Genomic DNA, 24,279 nt, shown 5'->3' with positions numbered 1-24,279 from the left:
CTCCTCCTTAAATAGTAAGCTGTTCAAAAAATAAAATTAAAGTACGAACAAGATTACCATCGCGATACCAACACCGATCATTGCAACAGCATCGATTAGACCAGCAAGGATGAACATCTTAACTTGTAGTGAAGGTGCAAGCTCAGGTTGACGCGCACATGCTTCAAGGAATTTACCACCCATGTTACCGAAGCCGATTGCAGTACCGATAGCACCAAAACCGATAAGTAAAGCAACTGCGATATACTTAAGACCTAATACTAGTTCCATTTTTTTCTCCAAAGTTTCAATTGTAAATTAAAGTTAAAAGTAAATTTGTAAAGCTATAAATTAGTGATTGTCTGAACTTGCCATACTTAGATAAACAACCGTTAGCATCATAAATACGAATGCTTGTAACACGATTACTAAGATGTGGAAAACAGCCCAAACAAAGTGCAACGGTAGTTGCATTAAACCAACTGCGCCGATCAAGATGAATATCAACTCACCAGCATATAAGTTACCGAACAAACGCAGTGCTAACGAGAAAGGCTTAGACACAAGGGCAATTAGTTCTAGTAATAAGTTACAAGGGATTAAGAAAATCATTGCAAGCTTATTGTTTGAGCTAAACGGATGAAGTGTAAGCTCAGCAATAAAACCGGTAATGCCCTTGATTTTAATTGAGTAACCGATCATCAGAATAAACACGCCTAACGCTAAAGCAGCGGTTAAGTTGATGTCAGTTGTCGGTACGATTTTCATGTATACATCATGAGAATCCATACCAAATGCGTTTTCGCCAACGAAGCCGGCAAATGCAGGTAAGAAGTCAACTGGTATTAAATCCATTAAGTTCATTAAGAATATCCAAACGAATATTGTTAATGCTAATGGTGCAATAAGCTTGCTCTTACCGTGGAAGGTATCGCGTACGTTGTCACCAACGAACTCAACGATCATTTCAATAAAACATTGAAATTTTCCTGGTACACCAATTGTTGATTTTTTAGCGGCACTACGGAAGATCCATAAAAATATTAGACCTAGTCCGATAGACCATGCAAGGGTATCTATATGCCATGTCCAGAAACCACTGTCCGCACATGCTTTATTGAAGGCTAGACCGGTATCGGTCGAGCACATCTTAGCATTGGTTAAGTGATGCTGGATATGGCTTGATATAGTCACTTCTTCAGCCATGTTATATCCCAAAAGTTAATGTTTAAAAAAAACGGGTGCAAACAATCCAGTAAATAACGCCAGTACATAACTACTAAAGAAAGGTAATAAAATTACCGGAAAATGCTTTAGTACTAGCGCAAACAAAATGATTGTCAGCATAAATTTTAGTCCGTTACCACGTTTTAACGAGGCATACGCTTGATCTGCTCTGCTTGCACCCATATATCTGAATGCATAGATGGCAAATACACAGTGAGGAAGTACGGCTACAGCGCCTCCAGCTAATGCTGAGAGACCGGCACTTACTCCCCAACCTAAAAATACGATTATGGCAGCAACTACAGCTACACAGCCTTGCAAATAGATTAATTTTAACGCAGCCAATCGATAAGGCGCTGCTAACTTATTTGTCACGTTTAGTTAACCTTATTGGCATTCTATTTGTCAGGGCATGAAAACTGGCGAAATTATACTGATTCCTGCCAGTTTTGCAACTTGAGTCGGTGTATTGTGGTGCAAATTTACGACGAATGTCTCTTTTTGGACATGATATTTATTAATGCTCGAAATTCTCAGCGTTTATACGGCTTAAAATTCCGTCTAACTCTTCTAGATTAGTGTACGAAATAACCAAATTCCCTTTGCCTTTTTTGTTGTAGTTAATTTCTACTTTAGCCCCTAAGTTATCAGCCAATTGCTGTTCTAACTGTTTGACATCTGGATCTTTTTCCACAGTCTCTTTCTTAGGTGCAGGCTCTAAAATTGAACGTACTAGTTTTTCAGTTTCACGGACGGTGAGGGCTTTAGCAACAGCCAGTCGGGCAGCATCAGATTGCGCTTCACCTTCAAGGGCTAATAAACAGCGTGCATGGCCCATTTCAATGTCACCATGCTCCAACAATATTTTAACATCATCATTAAGATTATTTAGTCGTAATAAGTTGGTAACGGTAGTGCGAGATTTGCCAACTGCATCTGCTACTTGTTGATGGGTTAATTCAAATTCAGTTAATAAACGATGTAACGCAACCGCTTCTTCCATTGCATTTAAATCTTCGCGCTGAATATTCTCAATCAGTGCAATAGCCACAGCCGCTTCATCAGGTACGTCTTTAATTATACATGGCACTACATCAAGCTTGGCTATTTGTGCAGCGCGCCAGCGACGTTCACCGGCGATAATTTCATAGCTGTCCTTTGCAACCGGACGCACTACGATAGGTTGAATAATGCCTTGCGAGCGAATTGAACTGGCTAGTTCTTCGAGCGCTTCTTCTGACATGTCTTTACGTGGCTGATATTTACCTGAATGTAAGAATTCAATGGGTAGCTTTTGCAACTCACTACTGGTTGGCGGAACAATAACATCCTGCTCACTCGTATTGAGTTGTTCTTTGTCGATACTCGGTGCAGGCTTTGACGAACTTAATAAAGCATCGAGTCCTCGGCCTAAGCCACGTTTTTTAGCAGACATGTTCTTTTTACCTCAAGTTAGGCGACGATTGGGGATATTTTTTCTTTTCTGCGTAACATTTCACCAGCAAGTGCTAAATACGCTTTAGCACCACTTGATGCCCGGTCATAATACATAGCTGGTGCACCAAAACTGGGCGCTTCTGCTAAACGTACATTACGTGGGATCACTGTGCGGTATACTTTATCGCCAAAATGCTGTTTAAGCTGCTCTGATACATCATTGGCCAAACGATTACGAGGATCGTACATAGTACGTAAAATCCCTTCAATCTGTAGTTTTGGATTAACTAACTTGGCTAATTGGGTAATGGTGTCCATTAATGCAGTTAAGCCTTCTAGGGCATAATATTCACATTGCATAGGAACTAAAATAGAGTCGGCGGCTGCCATGGCGTTCACTGTTAACATATTCAGTGAAGGAGGACAGTCGATAAAAATAAATTCGTACTGATCCTGAATTTTTTCAAGCGCGTTACGTAACCGCACTTCACGGGCATAGAGTTCCATCAATTTGACTTCTGCTGCGGTTACATCACCGTTTGCAGCGATCATATGGTATTCGCCTGACGTTTCTTTGATGATAACGTCATCTATAGGTTTATCTTCAATGAGTAAGTCGTAAATAGTTGGCACGTCACCATACTTATCTACGCCACTTCCCATAGTCGCATTACCTTGCGGATCAAGATCAATTAACAGCACTTTGCGTTTGGTTGCAGCCATAGACGCAGCGAGATTTACAGCAGTCGTAGTTTTACCTACTCCACCTTTTTGATTTGCTAATGCGATGACTTTTGCCACAGTGTCTCTGATCCCTAGTCTTTAGATAAAATAATTAAATGCCTTTGCGCATCTAACTTAGGCACTTCCAAGGCGATTTTTTGCTCGAATTTAATACCCGCCGGTAATGACTCTAGCTCTTCGCTTGGAAACACGCCTTTTAAAGCAATAAATTTACCTGAATGATCAATCAAGTGCGAACACCAGTCAACCATATCTTGTAAAGATGCAAATGCGCGACTTAATACACCATCTAATTTAACACTTGGTTGATAATCTTCAACTCTAGACTGCACTGGGGTTACATTTTTAAGACCTAGCTCATGTTTTACCTGCATTAAAAAACGCACTCGCTTGCCTAAGCTATCTAATAACACAAATTGTGTCTCAGGTAATGCAATCGCTAACACGATACCAGGAAGACCAGGACCTGTACCAACATCAATATAATGATGACCGGGTAGGTGAGGAGCAACAACTAAGCTATCCATAATATGCTTAATCATCATATCCTCAGGTAAACGCACTGAGGTTAAATTATAAGCTTTGTTCCATTTGTTAAGTAATTCAACATATTGAACAAGTTGTTGCTGTTGTTTTTCGGTTAGCGCAATATCAGTTTGCGCTAACAAAGTGGTTAATTGTTGCTGTAACACAGTATTCCTTAATGGCTACGCAATTTTGCGCAGCAAGCCTTGCTTCTTCAGATACACTAATAATAGCGAAATCGCCGCTGGCGTGATACCTGAAATACGCGATGCTTGGCCTATCGTATCAGGACGCGCTTCGGTTAATTTTGCGACCACTTCATTTGATAAACCTGAAACAATCGAATAATCATAGTCTTTCGGTAGAATAGTCAACTCATGACGAAGCTGTTTATTGATCTCATCTTGTTGACGGGCAATATAACCTGCGTACTTAGTATGGATCTCAACCTGCTCTAATGCAGCAGCGTGATCAAACTCTGATCCTAAGCCATCGATCGCCATCAGATCATTATAACGGATCTCAGGACGACGTAATAATTCTTCTAAACTCGCTTCACGCGTTAATGGTGTTTTAAGCAAGCTATTCACTTGCTCAATAACTGCGTGATCTTTATGGATCCAAACGTCTTTAATACGTTGTGATTCTTTAGCAATAATGTCCATTTTGTCATTAAATGCCTGCCAACGCTCGTCATTAATCAAACCTAACTCACGACCTTTAGCGGTTAAACGGATATCAGCATTGTCTTCACGTAATAATAAGCGGTATTCAGCACGGCTGGTGAACATACGGTACGGTTCTTTAGTGCCTAGCGTCGTAAGATCATCAATTAGTACACCAACATAAGCTTCATCGCGACGTGGTGTCCAAGGTTCTTTACCTTGTACCTGCAATGCCGCATTCATACCTGCAATTAAGCCTTGTGCACCGGCTTCTTCATAGCCAGTAGTACCATTTATTTGGCCAGCAAAGAATAAACCGTCAATAAACTTGGTCTCTAACGACTTTTTAAGATCGCGAGGATCGAAGAAGTCATACTCGATAGCGTAACCTGGGCGACAAATATGGGCATTTTCAAAACCAGTGATCGATTGCACAATCTCTAATTGCACATCAAACGGTAAGCTTGTTGATATACCATTAGGGTAGAGTTCATAAGAAGTTAAACCTTCAGGCTCAACAAAAATTTGGTGTTTGTCTTTATCAGCAAAACGCACAATTTTATCTTCGATAGACGGGCAATAGCGTGGGCCAATCCCTTCAATTACACCAGAATACATAGGTGAACGGTGTAAGTTGTTACGAATTACTTCATGGGTTTTTTCATTAGTATAAGTGATATAACACGCTATTTGTTGTGGATGATCAGCTTGTTTACCCATAAATGAAAATACCGGTGTTGGTGCATCACCTGGTTGTTCTTGCATTTTGCTAAAATCAACAGTCCGTGCATCAATACGTGGTGGTGTGCCGGTTTTTAAGCGATCAACGCGAAATGGTAATTCACGTAACCGATTTGCTAAAGCAATTGAAGGTGGATCACCTGCACGACCACCTTTAAAGTTTTCTAAACCAATATGGATCTGTCCGCCAAGGAAAGTTCCTACAGTTAACACAACTGATGGGGCGCTAAAACGTAGTCCCATCTGGGTTACAACACCGGTTACTTGATTATTTTCTACAATAAGATCATCACACGATTGTTGAAAGATCTTTAAGTTTTCTTGATGTTGTAAAATATCTTGAATAGCGGCTTTATATAATGCGCGATCAGCTTGCGCACGAGTCGCTCGTACTGCTGGGCCTTTAGAAGAGTTTAAAGTACGAAACTGGATGCCACCTTTATCGATCGCTTGGGCCATTGCGCCACCAAGGGCATCGATTTCTTTAACCAAATGACCTTTGCCAATCCCACCAATTGCTGGATTACATGACATTTGACCAAGGGTATCCATATTATGAGTCAACAGTAGAGTATTCATACCCATACGTGCAGCAGCTAACGCAGCTTCTGTACCTGCATGTCCACCACCAACAACAATAACATCAAAATTTTCGTGAAAAATCATTTCGGGATCCTACTTAATCAACCAGCAAACTTCCAAGGGGGAGCGTATTCTACCTATAAATTGTCAGAAGATAAATGATTAAACTATGGGCAAGATCTAAGTAAATGATCTCTAATAATATAAAGGATCTTTTAAAGAGATCTTTTATTACTGTTACTACTACTGAGCAACATTTCTGTTGATAAGGTTTAATTCACTTATTAAAACATAAAGTTAGATCGGATCTAAAGGTGTTAATATGATCGGATCTAACTGATTACAAGCTCTGATCAAAAAGGCTGTTTATACACAGAGGGTGTTGGATCAGATCTTATCCAATGGATAAGATACCTTTAAAACGCAGTTAGATCATAGTTTATCCACAATCATATCTAAATACTCAGTAAATTGTGGGTAACTTTTATTGTGGATCAATATCGTGATCTTAATTAAATACTACTGACTTTTTCGATCCAGCTTGGTAACCAAGCTAATGCAGTGTCTTCTGGGAGTTGTTCATCAAGAATATTCAACTCTAAACGATCGGCAATACGGTGAGCACCTTTGCTTAGTAATAGTTGTTCAAGGTTACGTCCAGCTAGATTATAAGTATCGTAACTGGTATCTCCTAAGCCGATAACTGAAAAATTTAAACCTTTTAAATCATCGACTTGATTAATATCTTCTACGAAAGCTAAGAGATTTTCAGGATAATCTCCCGCACCATACGTTGATGTGCAGAGTAACCAAATTGTATTTTCTTGATTTATTTCAGAAAAGTTAGGTTGATCATGAACTTCAGTGTTGATCCCCTGTGTTATTAGCTGTTCTGCAAGCTGTTCACCTACATACTCAGCTGATCCCATTTGGCTGCCTATAATGATATTGACGGAGTTCATTTTTGATCTGATCACATAACTGCTTATTAGTGCGCTTATGATAACTGAGTTTAGTCAGCAGTAAAGCCTTGAATATACTTTTGTATAAGTTTTTTAGGTACAGATGTTGTGTTTTTTTATATTTTTATTGTAACTAATTGATATTTAGATTAATAAATAAAATATTCCAATGTGTAATCTTATGATCAAGCTGTTGATAAAAAGTGGGAAAGTAAGATCATAACCATTATTTTTGATATTTAAACAGTGCTAAGTAATTGATTTTTATTTTTATAAAAGCAGAATGACGAGATTGTTTATAATTTTTAAAGTGACGATCTAGATGTGGATAGATCAGTTGTTGATAACGATCATTGTTGCTGTAAATTAATTTTAAAAAAGTTAAAAATCACTTTAAAAAGGCGGCTGATTTAAAAATTAACGGCTATAAATAACGATTTCGTGGATTTATTGTACTAAATTGTTGGTTTACGCTAATAAATAATCTGATTTTTATTGCTCGCTTTGTTAAAAATGAGCAAAAAAGCCCAAATTGTGGATAACAATTTGGGCTCTGTTAGATCAATTTTCAGATTTGTTGGTATTTCCGTCACTAATTTTGATCTTTGCGTTATCTATTTTGCGTTGAAAAACTATCACTGGAACAAATGATCGCAATTTTTAGAGTTATTAAAGGAACAGCTGGCCGTTAAAATAAAGTGTTTTGTCACATCAAATAGGGCATTACCAAGCGAAAAACGTTGCACGCCTTGAGCAAATAACCTGCGCGAATCGCTTGCTAGCTCATCAGCCATTATATTTACAGGCACACTTAACGCAGTTGTTAGTTGTTTTATTGCTGCTGAATCAGTTAATCCAGGGACGAATACTCCGTCAATGCCGGCCGCTTGGTATGCTAAAGATCTTGTTATTGTTGGGCCAATTTTAGCTGTTTGCAGGAAACAGTCTGTTCGTGCATTTATAAATAATTGCGAAAATCCATGCCGATTTAAGGTATTTTTAATGGCGACTAGTATCGCTATTTGCTGTTCTTGAGGGCGTAATTTCCCCGTTACTTTATCTGAATCTTCTATATTTATACCGACAGCGCCTAGTTTAGCCACGGCTAAAACATGCTGACAAATAGTGTTTATGTCATTACTGTAGCCTGATTCTATATCGACAGAAATAGGGATGCTAACCGCATTTACAATTGGTTTTAGTTGATTTAAAAATTCTGCAAATGAGCATTGCTCACCATATTCGGTATTGAACGCTAATCGAGGCATAATACCCGACTTTAATATTTAACCAATAAATCTATCTCCAGCAGCTACTTTTAACGCTATTGGCATAAAAAAAGCCTTAGCACTGCTGCTAAGGCTTTTTAATACTTCTGGTTATTTAATTACCATAAAGCTGCCATTGTTTTTGGTAGCCTGTTGAATCAGGGATACTTAATACAACCTGAGATCTGGTTAAGCCAACATTAGATTATTACTCTCTAAAATTTCAAGTTCTTGCGATGTTAAATCTAATGACGGCTTTTCCTCTTTTAGGCAATAGGCAATTAATCCACCAAGTAAATTTAGCATAAAGCCATGCATACTGCGGTGTCTAGAGTGTTCAATGTAAGAAATGTTTTTCAATTGATCATTCACCGTTTCGATTATAAATCGTTTTTTCAATAAAGCCCTGTCCCACAATGAAATAAATTTTTTCTTCATATTCTTTCGAACCGTCGTGATTAACTCGACACCTTTTTCTAGTAACTCACCAGAGAGCGCTTTGCTGATATAACCTTTGTCGCCATAGAGTTTTCCGAAGATAGAGTCCGCCATATCAGAAACAGGCTCTCGATCATCCACATTGCCCGTTGTGAGCTTTAGCGCCACAATCTCACCTAAATGATTAATTATTAAGTGTAGTTTGAATCCATATGACCAACCCATAGTGCCTTTTCCATGATGAGCAACGCCTTCAAACACTTTATTTCTTTTAGCTCTGATGATGTGACACACTTCTATTTTAGTGGAGTCAACAAATTGTATACCTGTGGGCTTGCCAAGTTTTGATGTGAGGTAACTGCACATCGGAACCACCACACTAGGCATAAGCGCGAGAAACCTTGTGTAACTCAGCAACTCTGGAAAATAGGCTTTAAGTTGACGGCAAACATAGTGAAGGTAGTAGTTTTTGAAATCTCTGTAATGTGACTGGTGAAAATGGATGATAATAGTCATCACCTCTGACGGAGATAAGCGGCATGCTCTTCGACGTTTAATTTCACCATTTTCGAGCAATATACGCTGCCAGCTTGGGAAAAATAACTTTGAAAAATCATCGACATCACAGTACGTTTCAACTAACTTGTTCATGCTCGTTCCTTTTTGTTCTAATCACTCTTGGTCGAATGATCGGATCATGGAACGAGCATTTAGTTCCTTTAAATTAGTAATTTCTTATCCGAAGCTCAGGTTAAGTATGTTCTGAACCCTAATAACACATCAGCATCGAAGTCAGCAAAGGATAAAGGGTTACCCTCACAGTACTTTTGCAAATGGATTAATGCTGATTCCCATAGGGATACGTTTGATTTGCTGTCTGTGTGCTCTTTGTCATTTATTATTTGCTGCATGTAGCTATAAAAGCTTTCTTGCTGTTTTTCTGAGTCTTCAAAATGATGCTTGTTGTTAGCTAAATCGACAACTGCTTGTGCCCTTATCTTTTCAGAAATATCTAGGGTCTTTTTATTGTGATCTCGTTCAAACTTGTCTTTAGGAGTGGCATAAATAAACAAGTCTAATGATTGTCTTTTACGGCGTTTTACTCGTTTGCCGTTTTCGTTTAGGTAAGAACCTAATTTCTGGTTAACAGTAGTTGTTGGCGGCCTGCGCTATCAGCTGATTTTTTCTCGATGGTTAGTTTCATAATAACTTCCTCTTTGGTGGACCAATAGTGGCCCACAAGAAAGAAGTAGGTGGGCCATTCGAGGCCCATATTATGAAACTAAAGGAAGCTAGAGAAAGATGAAAAAGTTATTAAATTTATGAATATATTAGATATTTTAACTTTATTTGGATGTTTCTTTCCTTTGGTTTACCTTGTTATTTACCGATACAGAATGAGCTAAATATTTTACCTAGTAGATCATCTGAGGTAAATTCACCGGTGATCTCGTTTAAGTAGTTTTGTGTTAAACGCAGTTCTTCAGCAAGAATTTCACCGGCAATATGCATCTCTAATTGGTCTTTACCTGTTTGTAAATGGTGAGCTGCGCTGTCGAGCGCATCTAAGTGACGACGACGCGCCATAAAGCCGCCTTCGGTAGCCCCTTGAAACCCTATACATGCCTTTAAGTGAGTACGAACTAACTCTATACCATCAGCATTTTTAGCACTTAAGCTGATCACTGGATATTGCTGGTTTTCGCTCATACCAACTTCGTCGCCCGATAAATCGGCTTTATTACGGATCACAGTGACCCCCATACCTTGCGGAAGCTTGGCCATAAACTCTGGCCAAATAGCGTGCGGGTCGGTGTCTTTGGTATCAGTGCCATCAAGCATAAATAGTACGCGATCAGCTTGGTTTATTTCATCCCACGCCCGCTCAATGCCGATTTGCTCAACTCGGTCTGGACTTTCACGAAGGCCTGCAGTGTCGATAATATGTAGTGGCATACCATCAATATGAATATGTTCTCGTAGCACATCACGAGTGGTCCCGGCAATTTCGGTTACGATGGCGGCTTCTCTTCCTGCAAGAGCGTTTAGTAAGCTCGATTTACCTGCATTAGGGCGACCTGCAATTACCACGCGCATACCTTCACGCATGATGCTGCCTTGCTTAGCTTGATTAGTAACATTATTAAGTTGTTCAATAATGGTATTTAGGTCACCGGCGACTTTACCGTCGGATAGAAAATCGATTTCTTCATCAGGAAAATCAATGGCCGCTTCAACGTACATACGCAAGTGAATGACTTTTTCGACTAAGGTATCAATATGCTTTGAAAACTCACCCTGCAGTGATTGTAAGGCACTTTTAGCGGCTTGTTCACTCGTTGCATTAATTAAGTCGGCAATGGCCTCTGCTTGGGTTAAGTCCATTTTGTCGTTCATAAAGGCGCGCTCAGAAAACTCACCTGGCTTGGCTAATCGTACGCCTTCAATCTGGCTAATTTCTTTAAGTAGCATATCCAGTACAACAGGGCCACCATGACCTTGTAGTTCCAGTACGTCTTCGCCAGTAAATGAGTTAGGCCCGGCAAAATAAATAGCGATACCTTGATCAAGTTGCTCGCCAGCAAGACTGTTAAATGGCACGTAATCGGCGTAGCGCACTTTAGGGCAACGACCAATAATCTGCTCGGCAACGGTTTTTACTAAATTGCCAGAAACGCGAATAATACCAACGCCACCACGACCAGGGGCGGTTGCTTGTGCTGCAATTGTATCTTGATTGATCATGCTAATAATTTGCCAATTAAATGAATAACGATATGTGCGTATTGTAACCTATGCCGTTATTTGTAGCGAATAGCTGCGGCTAAAAACAGCCAATAAAAAAGGCGACCGAAGCCGCCTTTTTCTAAGTTAAAGAGCTATTAGCCCCTTACTTTTATTCCTTGCTTTTCCATACCGCGGTAAATGATCAGCATTTGCGCGATTGAAATCAGGTTAGACACTAACCAGTAAAGTACTAAACCAGATGGGAACCAAAGGAAGAACACAGAGAAGATAACCGGCATAAAGGTCATCATCTTTTGTTGCATCGGATCGGTTACTGTCATTGGTTGTAGCTTTTGCGTCACAAACATACTTACACCAAATAAAACGGGTAATACGTAGTATGGGTCCATTGCTGATAAGTCAGTTAACCATAATACAAACTCAGCATGGCGCAGTTCTGTTGATTCTAAGAATACGTAGAATAAGGCTAAGAAGATTGGCATTTGTAGCAAAATTGGGAAGCAGCCACCCATAGGGTTTACTTTCTCTTTGCGGTACATTTCCATTGTTGCTTGACCGAACTTTTGACGGTCGTCGCCATACTTCTCTTTAAGTGCGGCCATTTTAGGTTGCAGAGCACGCATTTTCGCCATTGACGTGTATTGTGCTTTAGTCAGTGGATACATTAATGACTTAACAATAATAGTAATGGCAATAATCGCCAGACCCCAGTTACCTAAAATGCCGTACAACCATTTTAGTAATACAAATAATGGCTGTGAGATAAACCATAACCAACCGTAGTCTACAGTTAGATCTAGGTTAGGGTGAATAGCTTCTAACTTATCAGACTCTTTCGGGCCCATGTAGTAAGTAGCACCAATGGTAGTTTGTTGGTTAGCTTGTATATTTACGGGCTCACCTTTAGCACCTATGATTGCAGCATTGCCTGACGCAATTAAACTGTAAAGTGTATTTTGTTGTTCTTGTACAGGTACCCAAGCACTTACAAAGTAATGCTGAATAAAGGCAACATAGCCACCTTGGGTATTAATGCTAAGGTTTTTATCAGCCATGTCTGAAAAGCTGTATTTGTCGTATTTTTCTTCGCTTGAGCCATAAGCAGCACCAAGGTAATTTTGATCAACTAAGCTGCCTTTTTCTTGAACTGTACGCTTAATTTGCGTGTACAGCTGTACTTGAATTGGCTCAGCAGTGGTGTTGTTTACTGTGTATTCTAAAGCAACATCGTATTCACCTTTTTTGAATACGTAGGTTTTAGTAAAAGTAACCCCTTTACTATCAGTAAACGTTAAAGGAACACGAAGCTCATTACCTTCAAGGGTAAAGCTTTTTTGTTCAGTACTGTAAACTGGACGACCCTCTTTTGAGGCATCTGGGCCATTTAAACCAATTAAACCACTTTGTGAGAAGTATTGGTTGCCATCAAACTCACCCAATAGCATAAATGGTGTTTCTTCACCTTTTACTTCTTCATATTGGAGTAGGTCTGATTCAACAATATCACCACCGCGGGTATCAATTTTTACTGTGAATACGTCAGTTGTAATATCGATTACTGAACGTTTTGCACTGGTTGCTGCAGTTGGTAATTCACCGTCAGTTGATGATGGAACGTAATCATCTGAGTCAGGGGAATTTGTTTGTAGTGTTTGTGTGTTGGCACTAGGATCGACTTTTGGTGCGTTGTAGTCATTATTCCACTCTTGGAACAATAAAAACGATACAAGCATCAAGCCGATGAATAAAAACGTGCGTTGCGATTCCATAACAGCTCTTATTTCTCGTGTTGGTGGTTAATATGGGTTAATTTTTCAGGTACGGGATCATCCCCACCTGAATGTAAAGGATGACATTTTAATATGCGTTTAACCGCTAACCAACTCCCTTTTACTGATCCATGCAAATTAATTGCTTGAATAGCATAACTGGAGCAGGTTGGATTAAAACGACAATGCGGACCTAACAGCGGACTAATCCACTTTTGATAACCACGAATTAATAACACTAAACAGCGCTTAGGAAAAGCAACAAGTGGTTTTAGTAACCTCATGATGTTCTAGCCTCTGCGTAATATTTAGTGAATGGATACCATGAATTTAAACGCCCAATATAGAATTTTAAATGCATGATTAAAAGGTGAGCTAAAGATACCTTAATTAACCCTATAATTCTATTGCTATTGGCTTTGTTTATTGGATTTAGCCGATTTGTTGGGGCGTTTTTTAAACGGCGGTGGTTTTGGTGCACCTGGTTTACAGCGTTCATTAATTTTACGCCATAATTTAGTGAGTTGTTTGGTTAGCTCTTCATTTGACTGTTCATCTATACCACTTTTAACCATCAGCACAATATCGATATTATCAATAGTATGTTGGTTTAAACGAAAACTTTCGCGAGCAAGACGTTTAATACGGTTTCGTTGGCAAGCTTTTTTAACCCGTTTTTTAGCGACTGTGAGTCCTAAGCGAGGTTTTGCTTGGTCATTGGGTTTTGCTAATAAGGTAAAGAAAGGAGTTGCGGCCCGAGCGGGTTCATTAAAGATGCGAGAGTAATGCGAGGGAGTTAACAGACGTAACTCCCTGCCAAAGTTAAAGTCTTCCACTTATATATTAAGCAGAAAGAACTTTGCGGCCTTTAGCGCGGCGACGAGCTAATACTTTACGGCCATTTACAGTTGCCATGCGAGCACGGAAACCGTGTGCACGTTTGCGTTTTAAAACGCTAGGTTGAAAAGTTCTTTTCATAACAATTCCATCCGATCGGTTAAAGGTTAAAACATCCTATGCAGGTCGCGATCCTGGCACAGGTGCCATTGCGAGCGCGAGATATTATCGATGAAGCGCCTTAAAGTCAACCATAATCGCACTTATAATAGAGAGGGGATAATAGATAGAGCTGCGGGATCTGCTAGGATCCTTATATTTAAGAAGTTTTCCACAGGCTCTGTATAAAAAGTGCATAAAAGCTTGGGGTAACTAAAATAGATCACATTATTTGATCGCGATCTAAGCCCTTTTTTGCTATGATCATGGTTTCGAGTTAAAAATAATTGTTGTTTAAAATCAGTGTATTGATTGTTTTTTATGGCGAGATCATATTTTTCAAAAAAATCAATCTTGTACTTGTGGATAAAGTGCCTTCATAATACTCGGTCTTGGGTTAATAAATTGCCTAAATAATAGTAATAAACGTATGATTTTCCTTCATTAAAGATGAACGGGAATAAATACTAAATCCTTGGGAGTTTAACTGTGTATCTGTCGGTTTGGCAAAGTTGTTTATATGTATTGCAAGATGAACTGCCTTCGCAGCAGTTCAGTATGTGGGTAAGACCACTTCAAGCAGAAAGTACCGAAGATACCCTGACGATTTACGCACCTAATCGTTTTGTACTCGATTGGGTGAGAGAAAAGTACTTAAACCGCATTAACGAGCTACTCGTCGAAATATGTAAAGATGAAGCACCAGAGCTACGATTTGATGTTGGTAGTAAACCAATTCTGAATACACAAGTTGCAGCGCCAACAGGAGCCAGTGTTTCTTCAGCGCCTACAAACCAGTCTGCCTCTAATAAACAGCAACCAAAAGCAGCTAAAGTTGTGGTTGAGCCAGCGCCTAAATCTGGTTATAAATCAAACATTAAAGAAAACTACACCTTTGATAGTTTTGTTGAAGGTAAATCTAACCAACTGGCTAAAGCCGCCGCAACTCAAGTGGCTGATAATCCAGGTGCAGCCTTTAACCCGGTATTTATATACGGTGGTACTGGTTTAGGTAAAACGCATTTATTACATGCGGTTGGCAATGGTATTATGGCAAATAAGCCAGATGCTAAAATTGTTTACATGCATTCAGAGCGTTTTGTGCAAGACATGGTGAAAGCATTGCAAAATAATGCCATTGAAGAATTTAAGCGTTATTACCGCAGTGTTGACGCATTAATGATTGATGACATCCAATTCTTTGCTAATAAAGAACGTTCTCAAGAAGAATTCTTTCATACTTTCAATGCGTTACTTGAAGGTAACCAACAGATTATTTTAACCTCAGACCGTTATCCAAAAGAGATTGAAGGGGTTGAAGACCGCCTTAAGTCACGCTTTGGCTGGGGTTTAACCATCGCGATTGAGCCGCCAGAGCTTGAAACGCGAGTGGCTATTTTGATGAAAAAAGCCCAGCAGAGTAAAATTAATTTACCCCATGAAGTGGCCTTTTTTATCGCCAAAAAATTACGCTCAAATGTACGTGAGTTAGAAGGGGCACTTAACCGTGTGATTGCCAATGCAAACTTTACAGGCCGACCAATTTCGATCGACTTTGTAAAAGAAGCACTGCGAGACTTGCTTGCTCTGCAAGATAAGCTGGTCACCATCGATAACATTCAGCGTACTGTGGCAGAGTATTACCGTATTCGTGTTTCAGACTTGCTATCAAAGCGCCGTAGCCGCTCTATAGCAAGGCCGCGCCAAGTAGCTATGGCATTGTCTAAAGAACTCACTAATCACAGCTTACCTGAGATTGGCGATGCCTTTGGTGGGCGTGACCATACTACGGTATTGCATGCGTGCAGAAAAATAAAATCACTACGTGATGAAAGTCACGAAGTAAAAGAAGATTACCAAAACCTAATAAGAACATTGTCATCTTAGGGCTGACTTTATTATGCAAATAACTATATCAAGAGAACAATTTTTAAAACCTTTGATGCAAGTGTCGGGTGCAATTGAGCGCAAACATACCTTGCCTATTTTATCTAACGTTTTGTTAGAGGTTGAAAATGGTGAACTTTCAATGACAGGGACAGACCTTGAAATTGAACTTGTCGCAAAGGTTTTTGTTGGCGATGATACCGCCGATGCTAAATTGACTTTGCCAGCTAAAAAATTACTCGATATTTGTAAAAGTCTGCCAGACGGTTCAGATTTAACGTTGAGCAGTCAAGATCACCAATTATTATTGACCAGTGGTAAAAGTCGTTTTTCATTAACCACACTTGCTGCTGAAGATTTTCCTAATCTTGAGCAATGGGATGGTGAGGTTGAGTTTCAACTTACTCGCTTAGAACTACGTAAGTTATTAGAAAGCACTCATTTCTCAATGGCTAATCAAGACGTACGTTATTATTTAAATGGTATGTCGTTTGAAGTTGATAATGCGGATATTAAAACAGTGGCAACAGATGGCCACCGTTTAGCGATTGCGCAAAAGCAATTACCGCAATCATTAAATACTCAGCGTCAGCTAATTATTCCACGTAAAGGCGTGCAAGAAATTATGCGCTTGATGGTTGCTGATGATGAATTGGTAACCATTCAATTTGGCGCTAATCATATTCGTATTTTAGATACTGAATTTACTTTTACTAGTAAATTAGTCGATGGCCGTTTTCCTGATTACCGCCGAGTATTACCGCGTGGTGGCGATAAAGTGATTACTGCTAATCGGGAATGGTTACGCAGTGCTTTTCAACGTGTATCTATTTTATCAAACGAGAAGTTTAGAGGTGTACGCTTAAACTTATCGAACGGACTATTAAAAATTACTGCCAACAACCCAGAGCAAGAGCAAGCTGAAGAAGTGGTTGAAGTTAGTTACCAAGGCGATGATTTAGAAATTGGCTTTAACGTATCGTATGTTTTAGATGTATTAAATACATTAAAAACAGAAGACGTTTTATTTACGCTTGCTGATTCTAACAGTAGTGCGTTGATTGAAGGTGCCGGCGATGAAGAAGCCATGTATGTTGTTATGCCAATGCGCTTATAAGGCACTATGAGTTTAAGTCATTTGAGCCTCAATAATTTTCGTAATATTGAGGCGATCACTGTAGAGCCAGTGAATGGTATTAATGTAATTTATGGTGAAAATGGCAGTGGCAAAACCAGCCTTTTAGAGGCTATTTATTACCTTTCTCATGGCAAGTCTTTTCGTACGCCAAAGCACAAAAGTATCATTCAACACCAGAAAGAAAAATTTACCATTCATGGTCGCAAGTCACTTTATAACTTATCGATACCGATTGGTATTAGTAAGACATTAAGTGGCGAGACTGAATTAAAAATACAGGGTAAGTCCAGTCGTCGCGTGTCTGAACTTGCACAGTTAATGCCAGTACAAGTGATCACCCCAGAAAGTTATTCATTATTTTTTGGTGGTCCAAAAGAGCGCCGTAAGTTTTTAGATTTAGGATTGTTCCACGTGGAACAAGATTTTTTTTACTTATGGCAATCTTTTAATAAAGTTTTAAAACAGCGTAATGCATTGCTGAAAAGCAAGCCTAAGAATTATTTTGACCAAATCAAGTTTTGGGATAAAGAATTTGTTAGACTGGCAGAACAAATAAATAATTTACGAATTGCGTATATAAGTAGGTTTAAGCAGCAATTTTTTGATAAAATGTGTGCAGAATTAACGCTTATACGCGATTTAGAAATAAGTTTTTATGCGGGCTGGAAAGAGAGCGAATCTCTAACTGAGGCGCTTGAGCAAAGCTTTGAGCGCGATAGTCGCCAAGGGTTTACCAATAAAGGCCCACATAAAGCAGATTTCAGTTTTAGTGTCGCTGGCAACAGTGTGGAAAATACCTTTTCACGTGGTCAATTGAAACTATTGCTTTATGCGTTAAAAGTAACGCAAAATAGTTTGATTGAGTCAGAGACAGAAAAGCAATCAATATTGCTAATAGATGATCTACCTTCAGAGTTAGGGGAAGATACGAAAGAGAAAGTAGGACAATTATTGTCACACTGTAGCTCTCAAATATTTATCTCTACAATTCAATCTGAAAGTATTTCTGCTGTGGTGGAACCCATGCAACGAGAACTACAAATGTTCCACGTGAAACATGGCAACCTAATAACAAGATAAGTGGGATTAACCATGTCTGAGAATTACGATTCGTCGAGTATTAAAGTACTAAAAGGATTAGACGCAGTAAGAAAGCGTCCTGGAATGTATATAGGGGACACCGATGATGGCACAGGCTTACACCACATGGTGTTTGAGGTCGTTGATAACTCTATCGATGAAGCTTTAGCAGGTCATTGTGATGACATCTACGTTACTATTCATTTAGATGGTTCAGTCTCCGTTCGAGATAACGGCCGTGGTATTCCAACTTCAATTCATGAAGAAGAAGGTGTGTCAGCTGCTGAAGTAATCATGACGGTACTGCATGCCGGTGGTAAGTTTGATGATAACTCTTATAAAGTATCAGGTGGCTTACACGGTGTTGGTGTTTCAGTAGTAAACGCGCTTTCAGAAAAGTTAAAGCTTACAGTACGTCGTGAAGGCAAGCTGCATGAGCAATTTTACACTATGGGTGTTCCTGACGCGCCATTAGCTGTAATTGGTGAATCAGAAACAACAGGTACTGAACTACGTTTTTGGCCAAGCGGTGAAACATTCACAAACCTTGATTTTCATTATGATATTTTAGCGAAACGCTTACGTGAATTATCATTTTTGAATTCAGGTGTGAGCATCATTTTAAATGATGAACGCGAAGAAAATAAAACTGACCACTTCAAATATGAAGGGGGTATTCGTGCCTTCGTTGAGTACTTAAACCGTAATAAAACGCCAGTTCATAAAGGTGTTTTCCACTTCACACACGAACGTGAAGAAGATGGTATTAGTGTTGAAGTATCAATGCAGTGGAACGACGCATTCCAAGAAAACATCTATTGTTTTACTAATAACATTCCACAACGTGATGGCGGTACTCACTTAGCCGGTTTTAGATCTGCGCTTACTCGTACGCTAAATAACTATATGGAAAAAGAAGGCTTTAACAAAAAAGCTAAAACAACCAGTAATGCAACAGGCGATGATGCCCGTGAAGGCTTAACTGCAGTTGTAAGTGTTAAAGTTCCAGATCCTAAGTTCTCTTCACAAACAAAAGACAAGTTAGTATCTAGCGAAGTTAAGTCTGCTGTAGAGCAAGCAATGGCTGAAAAATTCACTGAGTTTTTATTAGAAAACCCAATGGATGCGAAAATCGTTGTAGGTAAAATCATTGATGCAGCACGTGCCCGTGAAGCGGCTCGTAAAGCTCGTGAAATGACACGTCGTAAAGGCGCAATGGACTTAGCCGGTTTACCAGGTAAGCTAGCTGATTGTCAGGAAAAAGATCCAGCGCAATCAGAACTATACATAGTGGAAGGGGACTCTGCTGGCGGATCAGCCAAGCAGGGTCGTAACCGTAAGAACCAAGCGATTCTGCCACTTAAAGGTAAAATCCTAAACGTAGAAAAAGCACGTTTTGATAAAATGTTGTCTTCACAAGAAGTAGCAACATTAATCACAGCTCTTGGTTGTGGTATCGGCCGTGATGAGTATAACCCTGAAAAGTTACGCTATCACCGCATCATTATCATGACCGATGCTGATGTCGATGGTTCGCACATTCGTACGCTACTATTGACCTTCTTCTATCGCCAAATGCCAGAAATCGTTGAACGTGGCTATATTTATATTGCTCAGCCGCCACTTTATAAAGTGAAAAAAGGTAAGCAAGAACGCTACATCAAAGATGATCCTGCATTAGTAGATTACCTAACTTCATTAGCCTTAAACGGTGCCGCACTTTATACCAGTGCCGATGCGTCAGCGCTTGAAGGTGAAGCATTAGAAAAAGTGGTTCACGATTATCAAAACACAGTTAAAGTAATTGAACGCTTAAAACGTAAATATCCAAATACGGTAATGGAGCGTTTAATCTATCAAACAGAGCTGAATGAAGCTGACCTTGCTGATGAAGCGAAAGTAATCGCTTGGACTAAAGAGCTTGTTGATGATTTAGTAGACCGCGATGAAGATGCAACAATCTTTGCTGCGGCAACTGAGCATGACACTGAACGTAATTTATTTTACCCAGTGATCAATATTCGCCAACACGGTGTAGATAAAGCACATGTTCTTAGCCATGATTTCATCACTTCTCGTGACTATAAACGCATTGCAGTGACGGGTACTAACATTGCAAATATCCTTGAGGAAGGTGCGTATATTCAGCGTGGTGAGAAAACATTAGCTGTTGATAACTTTGTGGATGCATTGGAATGGTTAATTGCTGAATCTAAGCGTGGACTCTATATCCAGCGCTATAAAGGACTTGGTGAGATGAACCCTGATCAGCTGTGGGAAACAACCATGGATCCATCAGCTCGTCGCATGTTGCAAGTTACCATTGAAGATGCAGTTGGTGCAGACCAATTATTCGCAACCTTAATGGGTGACCAGGTAGAGCCACGTCGTGAGTTTATCGAAACTAACGCACTACGTGTAGTTAACCTAGACGTATAATTGCGAGTAATAATTTTGAAAAGGAGCCAATTGGCTCCTTTTTTATTGGCTGCAATTGCACAAACTGCTTAAAACATGACTACGCACAAGGTATACTGAGGGTAATTTTCACGCTACATCACAGCAGATACTAAAAGCCAAATATGCAAAAATATGACGTTAAAACCTTTCAAGGTTTGATCCTGGCTTTACAGGATTACTGGGCACAGCAAGGCTGTGTCATTATTCAGCCACTTGATATGGAAGTTGGCGCGGGCACATTCCACCCACAAACATTTTTAAAGTCGATTGGCCCTGAGCCGATGTCGAGCGCGTATGTACAACCATGTCGTCGTCCTACTGATGGTCGTTATGGTGAAAACCCAAATCGCCTGCAACATTACTATCAGTTCCAAGTAGTATTAAAACCATCGCCAGAGAACATCCAAGAGCTCTATTTAGGCTCTTTAGCCGCTGTTGGCATTGATACCCTAACTGACGAAGTACGCTTTGTAGAAGACAACTGGGAGTCACCTACATTAGGTGCGTGGGGACTAGGTTGGGAAATTTGGTTAAATGGCATGGAAGTAACTCAGTTTACTTATTTCCAGCAGGTCGGTGGCTTAGAGTGTTCGCCAGTAACAGGTGAGATCACATACGGTCTTGAGCGTTTAGCTATGTACATTCAAGGCGTAGATAGTATCTATGATCTAGTTTGGGCTGATGGTCCAATGGGACGTGTTACTTACGGTGACGTATTCCATCAGAATGAAGTTGAGCAATCAACTTACAACTTTGAACATGCAAATGTAGAAGACTTATTCGCACAGTTTGATAAATGTGAAGCCGAAAGCCAAAAGCTAATTGAAGCAAGCCTACCATTACCCGCTTATGAGCAAGTAATGAAAGCATCACATGCATTTAACTTATTAGATGCACGTCACGCGATTTCAGTAACAGAGCGTCAACGTTATATCTTACGTGTTCGCGCGTTATCTAAAGCGTGCGCTCAAAGTTATTATGATAAACGCGAAGCGCTTGGTTTCCCGCTGTGTAAGGATAAGTAAGCATGTCAGCACAAAATTTATTAGTAGAAATTGGCACTGAAGAGTTGCCACCAAAATCATTGCGTAAACTTGCTGAAGCATTTGCAGCAAACTTAACCGCTGAGCTTGAGAGCTTAGAACTCGCTCACCAAGGTGTGAGTTGGTATGCATCGCCACGTCGTTTAGGTTTACAAGTAACCGCGCTTGAAGCACAACAACAAGATAAAGAAGTTGAAAAACGTGGCCCGGCAACCAAAGCCGCATTTGATGCAGATGGTAATCCAACTAAAGCAGCAATAGGTTGGGCACGTGGTTGTGGTATCGAAGTTAAGGATGCCCAAACACTTGAAACCGACAAAGGTGCTTGGTTGTTACACATCGCAAAAGTAGCAGGGCAACAAACAACGGCATTAATGAATGACGTTGTAAATAAAGCGCTTGCGAAATTACCTATCCCTAAACCAATGCGTTGGGGTGCGAATAAAACACAGTTTATTCGTCCAGTTCATACCGCAACTATTTTGTTTGGCAGTGAGTTAATCGAAGGCGAAGTGCTTGGTAAAACAGTGAGCAATAAACTGCAAGGCCATCGTTTTCATCACCCAGAAAAAATTAGTATTAACCATGCTGATGATGTTTTTGAGGTGCTTAAATCTGCATACGTTGTTGCTGATTACCAGCAGCGTAAAGCACAAATCCGCAGCCAAATTGAAGCCGCGGCAAAAGCAGTTAATGCAGTAGTTGCAATGGATGAAGATTTACTTGAAGAAGTAACCTCATTGGTTGAATGGCCTGTCACATTGACAGCTACATTTGAAGAAGCGTTTTTAGATGTACCAGCCGAAGCGCTGATCTACACCATGAAAGACGACCAAAAATACTTCCCGTTACTTGATCAAGATGGCAAGCTACTTAACAAGTTTTTATTTGTTTCAAATATCGAAAGCAAAAACCCAAGTGTGGTTATCTCTGGTAACGAAAAAGTAGTACGCCCACGTTTAGCGGATGCGCAGTTCTTCTTTGAAACAGATAAAAAGAAAACCCTAGAAAGTCGTCTAGAATCACTTGATAGTGTACTGTTTCAAAAGCAGCTTGGTACACTTAAAGATAAGTCTGAGCGTATCAGTGAATTGGCAGGTTACATTGCTGAGCAATTGGGTGGCGATAAAGCACTGGCTGAGCGAGCGGGTTTATTGAGTAAAACAGACTTAATGACTGAAATGGTGATGGAGTTTACCGATATCCAAGGCGTAATGGGAATGCATTATGCTCGCCATGATGGTGAAGCCGAAGATGTTGCGGTTGCGCAAAATGAGCAATACATGCCACGCTTTGCTGGCGACAGCTTACCAACAAACGTGATCAGTTGTGCCGTCGCAATTGCTGATAAGTTTGACACACTGGTGGGTATTTTTGGTATTGGCCAAGCACCAAAAGGTGATAAAGACCCATTTGCACTTCGTCGTGCTGCGATTGGTGCTTTGCGTATCATGGTAGAAAAAGAGCTATCACTTGATATTTTAGATCTTGTTGCCAAGTCACAAACTTTGTTTGGCGATAAGCTAACTAACTTAAATGTATCTGCGGATGTATTTGAATTTATGCTTGGTCGCTTCCGCGCTTGGTATCAAGACGAAGGCATCGAAATCGATGTTATTCAAGCCGTACTTGCACGTCGTCCAACGAAACCTGTTGATTTTGATCGTCGTGTTAAAGCGGTAAGTCACTTCCGCACATTAGACGCCGCAGAAGCGCTTGCAGCGGCTAATAAGCGCGTAAGCAACATTCTCGCTAAGAACGACATCACCAGTCAAGGCACTGTAGAACAGAGCTTGCTAAGCGATGATGCTGAAAAAGCCTTAGCATCACAAGTGGCTAAATTTGCTACCGAGTTAGCACCACTTTATGCCGCTGGTAATTATCAAGAAGCACTGACACAATTAGCAGGTATCCGCGAAAGTGTAGATAACTTCTTTGATAATGTGATGGTAATGGCGGACGACGAGGCCGTGAAGCAAAACCGTTTAGCATTACTTAGCCAATTAAGTGGCTTATTTTTAGATATTGCTGATATTTCTGTATTGCAGAAGTAAGTTCAGCTTAGCTTAAAAAGCCAGCAGCTATGCTGGCTTTTTTGTATAAGGGATAACCGATGAAACGTATATTAACAGTGGCTATGGTTGCGCTATTAAGTGCTTGTTCAAGCCAAATACAATTACCAGATATTAGCGACGTACTGCCAGATCAAGAGCTTGATCGCAGCATGTACTTACGTGGTGATTTCAATTTATGGGATGCGGAAACGCAATACGAATTTGCCCAAGTGGCTCCCGCGCTATATCAAGCGAACGTAAAATTTTCAACACCAGGCAAAGTATACGAATTTAAAATTGCCGATATGGATTGGAGCGCAGGTTATAACTGTGGATACAGCGAACAAGATCCATCTGGCCAAGCGTTGACTCTTGGACAAAGTGTTATCGCCGATTGTGATACGACCTATAACTACTTCAGCTTCACCCCAGCAATAAAAGGCAGCTACATCGTCAGCATCGATTATCGCAATTACGATGAGCCGAAAGTGACGATAACTAAAAAATAGCTGTAAGCTTTAAGCCTGTCTCTTATA

At 40.0% G+C, this 24,279-nt stretch carries 23 protein-coding genes; 7 read left to right on the top strand and 16 right to left on the bottom strand.

Annotated elements, in window-relative coordinates:
- Window positions 1–36: 36 nt before the first annotated feature.
- The 16 genes from atpE to rpmH all read right to left on the bottom strand — a co-directional run bounded on the left by atpE (window position 37) and on the right by rpmH (window position 14,063).
- On the bottom strand, window positions 37–270 hold the full coding sequence (atpE, locus tag NDQ71_RS12060; protein ID WP_004588071.1) for a F0F1 ATP synthase subunit C: 234 nt from the start codon (window positions 268–270) through the stop codon (window positions 37–39).
- A 60-nt stretch (window positions 271–330) separates the two neighbouring features.
- Window positions 331–1,185, bottom strand: a complete 855-nt coding sequence (atpB, locus tag NDQ71_RS12055; protein ID WP_192541264.1) for a F0F1 ATP synthase subunit A — start codon at window positions 1,183–1,185, stop codon at window positions 331–333.
- Between the two features lie 15 nt (window positions 1,186–1,200).
- Window positions 1,201–1,581 carry an ATP synthase subunit I gene (locus NDQ71_RS12050; RefSeq protein ID WP_064668241.1) on the bottom strand — a complete coding sequence of 127 codons (381 nt, stop codon included), beginning with the start codon at window positions 1,579–1,581 and terminating at the stop codon, window positions 1,201–1,203.
- A 142-nt stretch (window positions 1,582–1,723) separates the two neighbouring features.
- The gene (locus tag NDQ71_RS12045; protein ID WP_301561670.1) at window positions 1,724–2,641 is read right to left on the bottom strand and encodes a ParB/RepB/Spo0J family partition protein; all 918 of its coding nucleotides are present in this window, start codon (window positions 2,639–2,641) and stop codon (window positions 1,724–1,726) included.
- Window positions 2,642–2,658: 17 nt separating this feature from the next.
- On the bottom strand, window positions 2,659–3,444 hold the full coding sequence (locus NDQ71_RS12040) for a ParA family protein (protein ID WP_064668243.1): 786 nt from the start codon (window positions 3,442–3,444) through the stop codon (window positions 2,659–2,661).
- A gap of 14 nt (window positions 3,445–3,458) precedes the next feature.
- Entirely contained in the window at window positions 3,459–4,079 is a 621-nt protein-coding gene (rsmG, locus tag NDQ71_RS12035; protein WP_301561669.1) for a 16S rRNA (guanine(527)-N(7))-methyltransferase RsmG, read from the bottom strand.
- A gap of 15 nt (window positions 4,080–4,094) precedes the next feature.
- The gene (mnmG, locus tag NDQ71_RS12030; RefSeq protein ID WP_301561668.1) at window positions 4,095–5,984 is read right to left on the bottom strand and encodes a tRNA uridine-5-carboxymethylaminomethyl(34) synthesis enzyme MnmG; all 1,890 of its coding nucleotides are present in this window, start codon (window positions 5,982–5,984) and stop codon (window positions 4,095–4,097) included.
- Between the two features lie 428 nt (window positions 5,985–6,412).
- Window positions 6,413–6,862 carry a flavodoxin domain-containing protein gene (locus NDQ71_RS12025; RefSeq protein ID WP_064668246.1) on the bottom strand — a complete coding sequence of 150 codons (450 nt, stop codon included), beginning with the start codon at window positions 6,860–6,862 and terminating at the stop codon, window positions 6,413–6,415.
- A gap of 635 nt (window positions 6,863–7,497) precedes the next feature.
- Window positions 7,498–8,130, bottom strand: a complete 633-nt coding sequence (locus NDQ71_RS12020; protein ID WP_301561667.1) for an isocitrate lyase/phosphoenolpyruvate mutase family protein — start codon at window positions 8,128–8,130, stop codon at window positions 7,498–7,500.
- Between the two features lie 189 nt (window positions 8,131–8,319).
- A complete protein-coding gene (locus tag NDQ71_RS12015) occupies window positions 8,320–9,219 on the bottom strand; it encodes an IS982 family transposase (protein WP_033103763.1) in 900 nt (299 codons plus the stop codon).
- A 95-nt stretch (window positions 9,220–9,314) separates the two neighbouring features.
- Window positions 9,315–9,641 (bottom strand): phage integrase SAM-like domain-containing protein, encoded by a 327-nt coding sequence (locus NDQ71_RS12010; RefSeq protein WP_301561666.1) that lies wholly within the window; start codon window positions 9,639–9,641, stop codon window positions 9,315–9,317.
- Window positions 9,642–9,948: 307 nt separating this feature from the next.
- A complete protein-coding gene (gene mnmE / locus NDQ71_RS12005; protein WP_064668253.1) occupies window positions 9,949–11,313 on the bottom strand; it encodes a tRNA uridine-5-carboxymethylaminomethyl(34) synthesis GTPase MnmE in 1,365 nt (454 codons plus the stop codon).
- Between the two features lie 137 nt (window positions 11,314–11,450).
- Window positions 11,451–13,085, bottom strand: coding sequence for a membrane protein insertase YidC (gene yidC, locus NDQ71_RS12000; protein ID WP_301561665.1), 1,635 nt, complete (start codon window positions 13,083–13,085; stop codon window positions 11,451–11,453).
- A gap of 8 nt (window positions 13,086–13,093) precedes the next feature.
- A complete protein-coding gene (gene yidD, locus NDQ71_RS11995; RefSeq protein ID WP_064668255.1) occupies window positions 13,094–13,369 on the bottom strand; it encodes a membrane protein insertion efficiency factor YidD in 276 nt (91 codons plus the stop codon).
- A 126-nt stretch (window positions 13,370–13,495) separates the two neighbouring features.
- Entirely contained in the window at window positions 13,496–13,921 is a 426-nt protein-coding gene (gene rnpA, locus NDQ71_RS11990) for a ribonuclease P protein component (RefSeq protein WP_016710423.1), read from the bottom strand.
- A 7-nt stretch (window positions 13,922–13,928) separates the two neighbouring features.
- Window positions 13,929–14,063, bottom strand: coding sequence for a 50S ribosomal protein L34 (rpmH, locus tag NDQ71_RS11985; RefSeq protein ID WP_004335215.1), 135 nt, complete (start codon window positions 14,061–14,063; stop codon window positions 13,929–13,931).
- Between the two features lie 507 nt (window positions 14,064–14,570).
- On the opposite strand from rpmH, the gene dnaA reads away from it, so the two are divergent.
- The 7 genes from dnaA (at window position 14,571) to NDQ71_RS11950 (ending at window position 24,252) form a co-directional block, all read left to right on the top strand.
- Entirely contained in the window at window positions 14,571–15,968 is a 1,398-nt protein-coding gene (gene dnaA / locus NDQ71_RS11980) for a chromosomal replication initiator protein DnaA (protein WP_192541281.1), read from the top strand.
- Window positions 15,969–15,981: 13 nt separating this feature from the next.
- Window positions 15,982–17,085, top strand: a complete 1,104-nt coding sequence (gene dnaN, locus NDQ71_RS11975; protein WP_064668257.1) for a DNA polymerase III subunit beta — start codon at window positions 15,982–15,984, stop codon at window positions 17,083–17,085.
- Window positions 17,086–17,091: 6 nt separating this feature from the next.
- Window positions 17,092–18,186, top strand: a complete 1,095-nt coding sequence (gene recF / locus NDQ71_RS11970) for a DNA replication/repair protein RecF (RefSeq protein WP_064668258.1) — start codon at window positions 17,092–17,094, stop codon at window positions 18,184–18,186.
- A 12-nt stretch (window positions 18,187–18,198) separates the two neighbouring features.
- The gene (gene gyrB / locus NDQ71_RS11965) at window positions 18,199–20,625 is read left to right on the top strand and encodes a DNA topoisomerase (ATP-hydrolyzing) subunit B (RefSeq protein WP_192541282.1); all 2,427 of its coding nucleotides are present in this window, start codon (window positions 18,199–18,201) and stop codon (window positions 20,623–20,625) included.
- Between the two features lie 143 nt (window positions 20,626–20,768).
- The gene (gene glyQ, locus NDQ71_RS11960; RefSeq protein ID WP_064668260.1) at window positions 20,769–21,671 is read left to right on the top strand and encodes a glycine--tRNA ligase subunit alpha; all 903 of its coding nucleotides are present in this window, start codon (window positions 20,769–20,771) and stop codon (window positions 21,669–21,671) included.
- Window positions 21,672–21,673: 2 nt separating this feature from the next.
- The gene (gene glyS / locus NDQ71_RS11955; protein ID WP_192541283.1) at window positions 21,674–23,743 is read left to right on the top strand and encodes a glycine--tRNA ligase subunit beta; all 2,070 of its coding nucleotides are present in this window, start codon (window positions 21,674–21,676) and stop codon (window positions 23,741–23,743) included.
- Window positions 23,744–23,802: 59 nt separating this feature from the next.
- Complete coding sequence (locus NDQ71_RS11950; RefSeq protein ID WP_192541284.1) at window positions 23,803–24,252, top strand: hypothetical protein; 450 nt, start codon at window positions 23,803–23,805, stop codon at window positions 24,250–24,252.
- Window positions 24,253–24,279: the final 27 nt, after the last annotated feature.

This window comes from Pseudoalteromonas sp. KG3 (assembly GCF_030436385.1).
GTDB classification, from domain to species: domain Bacteria; phylum Pseudomonadota; class Gammaproteobacteria; order Enterobacterales; family Alteromonadaceae; genus Pseudoalteromonas; species Pseudoalteromonas prydzensis.
Note: the sequence above shows the minus strand (reverse complement) of the source record. Positions and strands in the feature narration are given on the sequence as shown.